The sequence below is a fragment of the Palleniella intestinalis genome (assembly GCF_013166595.1).
Classification (GTDB): Bacteria; Bacteroidota; Bacteroidia; order Bacteroidales; family Bacteroidaceae; genus Prevotella; species Prevotella intestinalis.
Genome location: NZ_JABKKG010000004.1, coordinates 392215 through 403616, shown reverse-complemented (window position 1 = coordinate 403616; position 11402 = coordinate 392215). Strand labels below are relative to the sequence as shown.

The window sequence follows — 11402 nt, the reverse complement described above, 5'->3', positions numbered from 1 at the left end:
GTAGTCCCAGGCAGACTTGAACTGCCGACCTCCACATTATCAGTGTGGCGCTCTAACCAACTGAGCTATAGGACTGTCTGCAAAGTTCACGCTCCGCTTCAACCTTCTCTATTATTGAGTACAGACAAGAGGGCGTACAAGAGAAAGGCACAGGAAGGAAACTTCCTTCTGCATCTTTCTTCTTTTGTTTCTTTTTTATTGCTGTGAGCGAAGGACATATATATTATATGATCAGTATTGTCAGTATTGTCGCCACTGTCAGTAATGACAGCAGTGACGAGACCGGACCGTGTCCTCGCTGCTCCAGAAAGGAGGTGTTCCAGCCGCACCTTCCGGTACGGCTACCTTGTTACGACTTAGCCCCAATCACCAGTTTCACCCTAGGCCGACCCTCGCGGTCACGGACTTCAGGCGCCCCCGGCTTTCATGGCTTGACGGGCGGTGTGTACAAGGCCCGGGAACGTATTCACCGCGCCATGGCTGATGCGCGATTACTAGCGAATCCAGCTTCATGGGGTCGGGTTGCAGACCCCAATCCGAACTAGGACGCACTTTCAGGATTTGATGCCATTTGCATGGCACCCGCTCTCTGTATGCGCCATTGTAACACGTGTGTAGCCCCGGACGTAAGGGCCGTGCTGATTTGACGTCATCCCCGCCTTCCTCGCACCTTGCGGCGGCAGTGTCTCCAGAGTGCCCAGCATCACCTGATGGCAACTGAAGAGAGGGGTTGCGCTCGTTATGGCACTTAAGCCGACACCTCACGGCACGAGCTGACGACAACCATGCAGCACCTCCGCAGCAGCCCCGAAGGGAAGGGGTGTCTCCACCCCATGCAGCTGCAGTTCAAGCCCGGGTAAGGTTCCTCGCGTATCATCGAATTAAACCACATGTTCCTCCGCTTGTGCGGGCCCCCGTCAATTCCTTTGAGTTTCACCGTTGCCGGCGTACTCCCCAGGTGGGATGCTTAACGCTTTCGCTTGGCCGCGCACCACAAGGGCGCACAGCGGGCATCCATCGTTTACCGCGCGGACTACCAGGGTATCTAATCCTGTTCGATACCCGCGCTTTCGAGCATCAGCGTCAGTTCCGCTGCAGCAAGCTGCCTTCGCAATCGGGGTTCTTCGTCATATCTAAGCATTTCACCGCTACACGACGAATTCCGCCTGCTTTCCGCGGACTCAAGCACGCCAGTTCGCGCTGCAAGGCCCGGGTTGAGCCCGGACATTTCACAGCACGCTTGACATGCGGCCTACGCTCCCTTTAAACCCAATAAATCCGGATAACGCCCGGACCTTCCGTATTACCGCGGCTGCTGGCACGGAATTAGCCGGTCCTTATTCATACGGTACATGCAAAGCCCTACACGTAAGGCGCGTTATTCCCGTATAAAAGCAGTTTACAACCCGTAGGGCCGTCATCCTGCACGCTACTTGGCTGGTTCAGGCTTCCGCCCATTGACCAATATTCCTCACTGCTGCCTCCCGTAGGAGTCTGGACCGTGTCTCAGTTCCAGTGTGGGGGACCTTCCTCTCAGAACCCCTACCGATCGTAGCCTTGGTGGGCCGTTACCCCGCCAACAAGCTAATCGGACGCATCCCCATCCATGGCCGAAAAAACTTTAGTCCCTGTCGGATGCCGTCAAGGGACGCCATGCGGTATTAATCCGGTTTTCACCGGGCTATCCCGCAGCCATGGGAAGGTTGGATACGCGTTACTCACCCGTGCGCCGGTCGCCATCAAACTTAGCAAGCTAAGTTCATGCTGCCCCTCGACTTGCATGTGTTAAGCCTGTAGCTAGCGTTCATCCTGAGCCAGGATCAAACTCTTCATAGTAGAATATCTTTTCCACATCCCTATATATAATATAAGGTGGGAGAATTGTCTGAATCCGAGGCCGAAGGAGAATTACTCGTTTGTCTCGCCGCTCCGAAGAGCGGATTGACGGTTTCTTTCTTGTACCCTGACTTTCATTGCCCCTTCATCAGGAAGGGTGAAAGTCGCTTCTCTTGTACTACTTGTCTGTATTGCAAATCTTTCAAAGAACCGCTTTCTCAACTGCCTCGCAGGGAGGCGTTTTTCAAAAGCGAGTGCAAAGGTATAGCTTTTTTGCCAATCTCGCAAGAATTCCGAGGATTTTTTTACAGGAAAAGGCATTTTTTGCGCCTTTCGTTGATTTAAATTAACAGGCCGGGAGGGGCACACATTATAATATATTATAGAGGAAGGGTTTATTGATACAGCATGATACAACGGGAGGAAGCATGAAAAAGCATGAGGTGGAGGGGAAAAATGGAGTGGGAAAGATGGAGAGAAAACATGAAGAAAATGCATGGTTATGTGGAATAAGAAAACTCAAGGCTTTTTTGCCTTCTGAGAATCGCCTGCAGAATTTTTGGAAAAAGTTTTTCCGGAAAAACGCAGGAAGTCACATCTCACCTATCATGCTGTTAACCAACGAATTAAACATCTCTCAAAATTTTTCCGCACAGAAAAGGGCAGCCATCCGTTACCTTTCACTGCATGAACCATGGCGGTTTACAGCCCGAAAGGCCACCACAGGAAGAGGAAAACGTTACCTTCAGGTATCCATAATGCCATAATTTAACGTGCGGAACGTGGGAATTGACAAGGAAAAGACATGTTTCCACACATTATGATAAATACAGAATCAGAAAACCCAGGGCATTTTCTAATCGGAAAAATGTGACATAACATGGGGAAATATGCCACCGACAGCAATAGACTCCATAAAAAAACAATATATCCGAAAACAGCATCATATCCTATGCCCGCCACACATGCAAACGCAAACGTGGCATGAACGCCTTTTGCATCCATGCCACGCCATATAGTGGTTTATATGAAAACCCGGAGAGTTACTCCTTCACGCAAAGTTTGTTATCCTTGACAATGCCATTGAGGACAGTGCCATCATCAATGTTGCCGATATACTTTTTCAGCACACAGATGTTCTTTCCATAACCGGCTTTCACAAGATCCTTTATGGTGTTGCCTACGCAGAAATCGCCACAGAGTCCCGCAACCTCAATCACCTGGATGTCGTTGTCCTTGATAATCTGCTGAAGACTTGCCGCACTTGCCTTGTTTGCCATGATTGAATATTCATCAACCTTCACGTCATCGCCCTTGGTAAGCACCGGCGCATCAGCCTGATGAGCATGGACAGCGTCAATAACCGGCTGGAAGATTGCCGCACCATGTGTGTGCTCCACACAGTGGGCAGGCCACAGACCGCCGTTCGGCTTGAACGAAGAGTGGTTGTATGGGTGGAAATCGGCTGTCATCACAATCTGCTTGTATGCCCCCTTCGGCTGTGCCGCGATATAATCCGCGAGAGCCTGCATGGATTCCGGAGCACCGTTCACGGCAAGAGAGCCGTTGATGAAGTCATACTGTACGTCAACGAGCAGCAGCATCTTGTTACCCTTCATGCACTTTGCGTCATTCTTACATGTTTTCTGCGCCATGACGTTTGACGCGCTGACAATCATTGCCATAATCAAAAATAATAATTTTTTCATTTCTATTTGTTTGTATACTGTTTTTGTAAAAAACGGTACAAAATTACAAATAAAAATTATAATATGGTGTTTTTTCTACAAAAAATGCTAAAATGGATATAACTTTTTGTCTTTTTCAACGTCTTAGTAGTAATTTCGCATTCAAATACATTAATAACATAAAAGAAAGAAGCATTATGAAAATGAAAACAATGGCAATCGCCTTGGTTGCCGGCACACTTCTCATGGGTAGCTGTGCAAGTAAGAAGGATCTTGAGAACTGTAAGTCGGAGAATGCCAAGCTCTCAACTAACTATCAGGAAAGCAAGGAGGCTTTGGCTGCTGCCAATGCGCGCATCAGCTCCCTACAGGACCAGCTTTCACAGTGTCAGGGTGTCAACAAGACTCTGCAGGATAACCTCGCAAAGAGCCTTGACAACACATCCGCAAACAGTGTGAACATCGCAAAGCTCGTTGACCAGATTAATGAGTCAAACCAGTACATACGCCACCTTGTCGAGGTGAAGTCAAAGAGCGACTCTCTGAACCTTGTCCTCACAAACAACCTTACACGCTCACTGAGCAAGGAGGACTTGAAAGAGGTTGACGTTCAGGTGCTGAAGGGTGTTGTCTACATCTCTCTCGCTGACAACATGCTCTACAAGAGCGGTTCTTACGAAATCAACGCTCGTGCAGGTCAGACACTGTCAAAGATTGCGAAGATCATCACCGACTACAAGGACTATGACGTCCTCATCGAGGGTAACACTGACGATGTGCCTATCACACGTGAGAACATCCGTAACAACTGGGACCTCTCTTGTCTCCGCGCAGCAAGCGTAGTCATGGAGCTCCAGACAAAGTACGGTGTTGACCCTAAGCGCCTTACAGCCGGTGGCCGTGGCGAGTACAACCCTCTTGTGGCTAACAGCTCTGAGACAAACAAGCAGCGCAACCGCCGCACACAGATCATTATCACTCCGAAACTTGACCAGTTCATGGAGCTTATTGACAAGGCTCCGGAAGACAAGTAATCGGACTTGTTGATAAATCCGACATATCTGGACATACAGCAACAGCAGACAAGGTTACTCCTGCCTGCTGTTGTTTTTTTATGTACCCCCATGTATACCCCCATTAAATTTGTAAAAGCGTGCAAAATGTTGTAACTTTGCAAACGTGAAAAAGAAAACTGGCAAAACCCGCCGGAGGGAAAATCCCTCAAAACCGGTTCTGCCAGTTATATCATGCGGATGCCTGTTCCGCGTTTGTCCTGCAATACTTATTCTGCAAGAAGCGCATCGGCAAGCTCTTGGAGCTTAGGCTCGTCTGCGGCTTTCATGCGTGACATGATTGTCACTATAGGCTCCACGATTTCAACTTCCTTCATATCACTTATCATACATGCCATAACCCTGCCCGCAGTAGGTGCCCATGAGCCATTCTCGATAATGGCAACACGACGGCTGCGGAAGCCTTTCAGTTGCAGATGGTGCAGGAAATCGTGCATCGGAGGGAACACACTTCCGTCATAGGAGGCAGCGGCAACGACCATCTTCCCCATCCGGAAAGCGTCTTCCACAGCCTCTGCCATGTCATCACGGCAAAGGTCGGTCACGGCAACCTTGCCGGCACCTTTCTCACGGAGTATCTCCGCCATGCGCTCTGCGACAGCCTTTGTGCCGCCATGGATGGAAGCATAAGCCACAAGGACTCCCTCTGTCTCCACGCCATAAGTGGACCATGTCTTGTAAAGCCCGATGTAATAATCAAGGTTTTCTGTCAGAACAGGGCCGTGGAGAGGGCAGATTATCTTCACGTCGAGAGTCGCGAGCTTGTCAAGCAGACGCTTCACCTGCATGCCATACTTGCCACAAATGTTGAAATAGTAGCGGCGTGCCTCGCAAGCCCAATCCTCATCGGCAGACAATGCGCCGAACTTGCCGAAGCCGTCAGCAGAAAACACGACCTTATCCACATCGTCATAGCTCACCATGACCTCCGGCCAGTGGACCATTGGCGCGGCATAGAACGTGAGAGTGTGCTCACCAAGGCAGAGTGTGTCGCCCTCTTTTACTGTCACTGAGCGGCCTTCAATGTCTATGCCCTCAAAGAACTGTGGCAGCATCTTCAAGGCTTTGTCCGACGCCACGACCTTCAGCTCCGGATACTCATTGACCATGTCGGCAACGAGAGAGGCATGATCAGGCTCCATGTGATGCACGACAAGGTAATCGGGGGTGCGTCCGGCGAGTGCTTCTGCGAGGTTCTTCTTCCATTCCTCTGCCTTTCTGCCGTCACAAGTGTCCATTACGGCAATTTTCTCGTCAAGGATAACGTATGAGTTGTACGACATTCCGTTAGGCACTTCATACTGGCTTTCAAACAAATCGATATCGAGGTCATCGACACCGATATACTTGATTTTAGATGTTATTTCTTTCATTGTTTTATTCGTTATGTTTGTTTCTTTTGTTTTCCTTTCCATCTTCGCATACGGACAGCCACAATCTTTCTCACCAAAGCAGCAGAAGTCCGGCAAAAGCCGCCATGGCAATCATCTTGATCGGATTCACCTTCACCCAGAAAGTGCCGATGAACGATGCCAGAAAGATAGCTATGGAGACATAAAAATACCATGGGTTCTCCGGTGTGGAGAAATTTTCTGCGGTGAGAAGCATCAGTGTGGCAGCCGCAAGCAATCCTACAACGGCAGGACGCAGTCCCATGAAGACATACTGCACTGTGGCAGAGTCCTTATGCTTCATGAACACTTTGGACACGACAAGCATAAGAATGAACGATGGCAATGACAATGCGAAGGTGGCAATGAAACTGCCAAGAACCGCCATCTCCCCACCCATTCCGGCATTATGCACTGCGGTGTATCCACAATATGTCGCGGAATTTATGCCTATCGGCCCCGGTGTCATCTGCGAAACAGCCACGATATTGGTGAACTCGGCAGATGTCATCCAATGGTGATGCGTCACCACCTCTCTTTGTATGAGGGACAGCATGCCGTACCCTCCGCCAAAGCCGAAGAGTCCGATTTGGAAGAATGTTATGAATAATGTCAGGTAAATCACTGTGATTCCGTTTTTGCCACCCTGCCCTGCCACACATGCAGGCAGGATGTATGGTTTCTCATTTTATGTCCTTTTCCCCTTTGTCATCCTCAGAAAGCATGCCATAGGCATACCCACCGGCACCGGCAGCAAGGATAATATAAATAGGATTCACGCCCAACAGCCATATCAGCAAGGCTGAAGCCGCCGGAATCCAGCAATTGGCGAGTGTCACTCCGGCTGATTTTGCAAGACTGAATGTAGGAGCGGCGATAAGAGCCACCACAGCGGGGCGTATGCCGTTAAAGCATGCCGCAACCCACTCGACATCATTAATCTGGTGGAAGAATGCGGCAATGGCAAGGATTATGAGGAAGGAAGGCAAAGCCGCTCCCAAAGCGGCAAGGACTGCCCCGGGAATCTTATGAAGCTTGTAGCCTATGAATGTGGAGATGTTCATCGCAAAAACCCCGGGGCAGGACTGTGCGACAGCTAACAAATCAATAAATTCCTCACGGTTTATCCAGCGGTTTTTATCTACCACATCACTCTCTATTATCGGTATCATGCCATATCCGCCGCCAAGCGTGAAAAGCCCGATACGGAAGAACACCTTGAAAAGCCGGTATGGGGAACTGCGGTGTCCTTTGTCTGTCTTATCTTCTGCCATAAACCATTTGCCAATAATCAAAGGCGATCATTACGTTATACAGCAGGTCCTGAAAATCATATCTTCCTGTCATGACATCCTGTTGGAAAGCGTTTGCCGCTGCCAACGGACATCTGTCGGAAAGACTTTCAGAACCTGCCGTTCAATGAAAAAGTATTATGCGTTCTTCTCAATCCACTTGCGTGCATTCACAAATGCCTCATGCCAAGGAGTCACCTGGTCTGTCAGGCGGCGGTCTTCAGGATAGTAGCCGCACTGCCATGGGAACTGTGTGCGCTCCGGGTGTGGCATGATTGCAAGATGTCTGCCGTCCTTGCTTGCAAGGGCTGCGACATTATAGTCGGAGCCGTTAGGGTTTGCAGGATATTCGGAGTGGTTGTACTTGGCCACAACGTTGTATTCCTGCTCAGCAAGAGGCAATGAGAACTTGCCTTCTCCGTGAGCCACCCAGCAGCCGATCTTCTCACCTGAGAGTGAGCCGAACATCACTGAGTCGTTCTGTGGTATGGTGAGAGTGACGAATGCAGACTCGAACTTGTGGGAATCATTATGCAGCATCTGTGCATAGTCACGTGCATCGGTTGACGCTGTGGTATTGTTCAACAGTCCGAGTTCCACCATCAACTGGCAGCCGTTACATACACCGAGGGACAGAGTATCCTTGCGTGCATAGAACTTGTCCAGTGCTTCTTTTGCCTTTGCATTGAAGAGGAATGCTCCTGCCCAACCCTTAGCAGAACCAAGGACATCGGAATTGGAGAATCCTCCGCAGAATGCGATGAGGTTAACCTCCTCAAGTGTCTCACGGCCTGTGATAAGGTCGGTCATCGTAACGTCCTTGACATCGAAGCCTGCCATATAGAATGAGTATGCCATCTCACGCTCGGAGTTGGTTCCTTTCTCACGGATGATGGCTGCAACCGGACGCTTTCCTTCAGGACGAGGAGTGACAGTGAGAGGCTCACCGCTTACAGACCACTCGACAGGAATGTTCTTGTAGTTCACGAAACGCTCGGCAGCCTTGCCGTTAAAGCTCTGGCGACGGTCAAGGAGATATGATGTGCTGTACCATACATCGCGGAGTTCGTCGATGTTGAACTCGAAAGTCATCTCGCGCTCGGCTATCTTTCCGTTAGGCACCTGAGCATTGCTCATGGTCTTTGTGATGGTTATCTTGCGGTCGTTGTTCCATACCGGAGCACCGATTTTAGCGTATCCGACACCTGCATCCTCAAGGATTTTCTTCACACGGTTTGCATCTGACTCCTTGACCTGGATGACTACACCGGGATTCTCGGCGAAGAGAACCTTCACGATGTCCTGCTCCTGAATCTTGTCAAGGTTAAGCTCAAGGCCGCCCTTGGTGTTTGCGAAGCACATCTCAAGCAATGTTGTGATGAGTCCGCCGGCAGAGATGTCATGACCTGCAAGCACAAGCCCTTCTTTCACAAGCTCCTGAACAGCAAGGAACGCGTCACGGAAATACTCCGGATTCTTCACTGTCGGCACGTCAGAGCCTACCTTTCCCTGTGACTGCGCAAAGGCAGAACCGCCAAGTTGCAGACTGTCGAAAGAGAAATCTATGTAGTAAAGGCGTGATGCCTCTGTCTCCTTGATTACCGGAGAGACAACTTTCTTAACATCACTGACCTCTCCTCCGGCAGAAACTATCACCGTTCCCGGAGCGATGACCTTCTTTCCGTCAGGATATTTCTGTGTCATTGACAGAGAGTCCTTGCCTGTCGGCACATTAATCTGCAAGTCACAGCAGAAGTCTGAGAGAGCCTTGACTGCCTTATAGAGGCGTGCATCCTCACCTTCCTGTGAACGGCAAGGCCACATCCAGTTGGCAGAAAGTGAAATGCTGTCTGTTCCTTCTGCCATAGGAGCCCATACAAGGTTGGTCAAAGCCTCAGCAACAGAGAGCACAGAGCCCGCCTCAGGATTGGCAAGTGCAGCCTGCGGAGCATGGCCTATGGATGTTGCAATACCTTTATCGCCTTTGTAGTCAAGGGCAACAGCACCGCAATCGGAGAGTGGAAGCTGCAATTCGCCCTGACACTGCTGGCGTGCCACACGACCGGTGACGGAGCGGTCAACCTTGTTTGTCAACCAATCCTTGCATGCAACAGCCTCAAGCTGAAGGACATTCTTGACGTAGTCTGTGAGAGTATCGCTCAGAGTTGACTGTGCAGAGATGCCAGTTTGGTCGTAAGTAACGACATCATACTTGCGCTCCACTGTCTTGTCAACCATGAATGTCTTAGGAGAGCTGCCGAACATCTGGTCGACAGAGAGGTCAAACGGACGCACACCGTCAGCCTGCTCAAAAGCAAAACGATGGTCGCCGGTAGTCTCTCCAACAGTGTACATCGGTGCACGCTCGCGGTCAGCTATCTTCTGCACATGCTCTATGGCAGCCTCATCGATGAGAAGTCCCATACGTTCCTGTGACTCATTGGCAATGATCTCCTTTGCAGAGAGGGTCTTGTCGCCCACAGGGAGCTTGTCCATGTGAATCAGACCGCCACACTCCTCGACGAGTTCCGACAGACAGTTGACATGACCTGCCGAACCATGGTCGTGGATAGATACAATAGGATTGTTCTCTTCCTCACCAAGAGCGCGGATAACGTTGTATGCACGCTTCTGCATCTCAGGGTTCGCACGCTGCACAGCGTTAAGCTCAATGCCGCTTGAATAGCGTCCTGTCTCAACAGAAGACACCGAACCGCCACCAAGACCGATACGGTAGTTCTCACCACCCATGACAACAACCTTGTTGCCTGCCTGTGGCTCGCCTTTCAGACAGTCACGCTCAACGCCATAGCCTACACCGCCGGCAAGCATGATAACCTTGTCATAAGCATACTGCTCCTCATTCTCCTGGTGCTCGAAAGTAAGCACAGAACCGCAAATCAGTGGCTGTCCGAACTTGTTTCCGAAGTCAGAAGCACCGTTGGAAGCCTTGATAAGAATCTGTTCCGGTGTCTGATAGAGCCACTCTCTGACAGGCATAATCTTCTCCCAAGCCTGGCTTGTACCCTCCTTGCGTGGGTAAGAAGTCATGTAAACCGCTGTTCCTGCGATTGGCCATGAGCCTACACCGCCACCCATACGGTCACGGATTTCACCGCCGGTGCCTGTAGCAGCACCGTTGAAAGGCTCCACTGTGGTAGGGAAATTATGAGTCTCCGCCTTCAAAGAGATGACAGACTTCACCGTCTTCACTTTGTAGAGGTCAGGCTGAGAGTGGTCGGCAGGAGCAAACTGCTCTATCTCAGGACCTGCACTGAATGCCACATTATCCTTGTATGCGGAAAGAATCTTGTTAGGGTTCTCCTTGGTAGTCTTCTTAATCATCTGGAACAGTGAAGATTCCTTCTCCTCTCCATCGATGATGAATGTGCCTCCGAAGATTTTGTGGCGGCAGTGCTCAGAGTTAATCTGTGCGAATCCGAATATCTCGGAGTCAGTAAGAGGGCGTCCGAGCTCCTCCTCCACCTTATGGAGATACTCAATCTCCTCCTTTGACAGTGCGAGACCTTCCTGCTCATTGTATTCCTCAAGGTTCTCGACATGCTTGATCGGTTCCGGCTTGATGTCAACGGTGAAGATGTCCTGGTCAAGTCCTTCATACATACGCTGCAGCATTGGGTCATGCTCAGCGTCAGCACTATCAACAACCCAATACTCCTCTATACGCGAAATGCCCTTGAGACCCATGTTCTGTGTTATCTCAACGGCATTCGTACTCCAAGGAGTAATCATCTCACGGCGCGGACCTACATAGAAGCCCTTCAATTCTGCGTCACCAAGAAGTGTCGCGTTGCTGTAAAGCCAGCAAAGTACTTTTACTTCATCTGCGGCAGGCTGATGGTCAATCTGCGTTGCGATGATGCTCTGTGATGGTGTCTTGAAAAAGAGAATCATTGTTCCTATAATGTTTTTTGTTGAATATCTATACTTTCCGCAAAGTTACAAAATTTTAATTAATAATGTGTTTTAGCAGGTTATAATATAAGTTTTTTTAATAGAGGCTACAAAATGCGGATTCGTTTTTATGACGGCTTGCAAAAATATTTTTGCAATACCCATAAGCGGATATTCACTTGTCAGCAGGTAAAATTCCAAAGAGCT

7 protein-coding genes, 1 tRNA gene and 1 rRNA gene are annotated in these 11402 nt (G+C 49.7%); 2 read left to right on the top strand and 7 right to left on the bottom strand.

The genetic code is table 11. From position 1 onward, the window contains the following. Position 1: 1 nt before the first annotated feature. Both HPS57_RS08105 and HPS57_RS08100 read right to left on the bottom strand, forming a co-directional pair. Positions 2 to 75: transfer RNA gene (locus HPS57_RS08105), tRNA-Ile, on the bottom strand. 232 nt (positions 76 to 307) lie between these two features. Then, positions 308 to 1836 (bottom strand): 16S ribosomal RNA (locus HPS57_RS08100). 428 nt (positions 1837 to 2264) lie between these two features. Here HPS57_RS08100 and HPS57_RS08095 point away from each other — a divergent pair. Further along, complete coding sequence (locus tag HPS57_RS08095) at positions 2265 to 2603, top strand: hypothetical protein (protein WP_172181951.1); 339 nt, start codon at positions 2265 to 2267, stop codon at positions 2601 to 2603. Positions 2604 to 2879: 276 nt separating this feature from the next. Here HPS57_RS08095 and HPS57_RS08090 read toward each other — a convergent pair whose 3' ends face one another. Next, positions 2880 to 3545, bottom strand: coding sequence for an isochorismatase family protein (locus HPS57_RS08090; RefSeq protein ID WP_253946498.1), 666 nt, complete (start codon positions 3543 to 3545; stop codon positions 2880 to 2882). 176 nt (positions 3546 to 3721) lie between these two features. Here HPS57_RS08090 and HPS57_RS08085 point away from each other — a divergent pair, with 176 nt between their 5' ends. Further along, positions 3722 to 4558: an OmpA/MotB family protein gene (locus tag HPS57_RS08085; RefSeq protein WP_172181948.1), complete on the top strand. Its 837-nt coding sequence runs from the start codon at positions 3722 to 3724 to the stop codon at positions 4556 to 4558. 248 nt (positions 4559 to 4806) lie between these two features. Here the strand turns inward: HPS57_RS08085 and HPS57_RS08080 are convergent, their stop codons facing one another. From HPS57_RS08080 to purL, 4 genes are all read right to left on the bottom strand, one after another. Beyond that, positions 4807 to 5970, bottom strand: a complete 1164-nt coding sequence (locus HPS57_RS08080) for an FprA family A-type flavoprotein (protein WP_172181945.1) — start codon at positions 5968 to 5970, stop codon at positions 4807 to 4809. Between the two features lie 70 nt (positions 5971 to 6040). Beyond that, positions 6041 to 6613, bottom strand: coding sequence for a chromate transporter (locus tag HPS57_RS08075; RefSeq protein ID WP_172181989.1), 573 nt, complete (start codon positions 6611 to 6613; stop codon positions 6041 to 6043). Positions 6614 to 6671: 58 nt separating this feature from the next. Then, positions 6672 to 7262, bottom strand: coding sequence for a chromate transporter (locus tag HPS57_RS08070; protein ID WP_172181942.1), 591 nt, complete (start codon positions 7260 to 7262; stop codon positions 6672 to 6674). Between the two features lie 156 nt (positions 7263 to 7418). After that, the gene (gene purL, locus HPS57_RS08065) at positions 7419 to 11195 is read right to left on the bottom strand and encodes a phosphoribosylformylglycinamidine synthase (RefSeq protein WP_172181938.1); all 3777 of its coding nucleotides are present in this window, start codon (positions 11193 to 11195) and stop codon (positions 7419 to 7421) included. Positions 11196 to 11402: the final 207 nt, after the last annotated feature.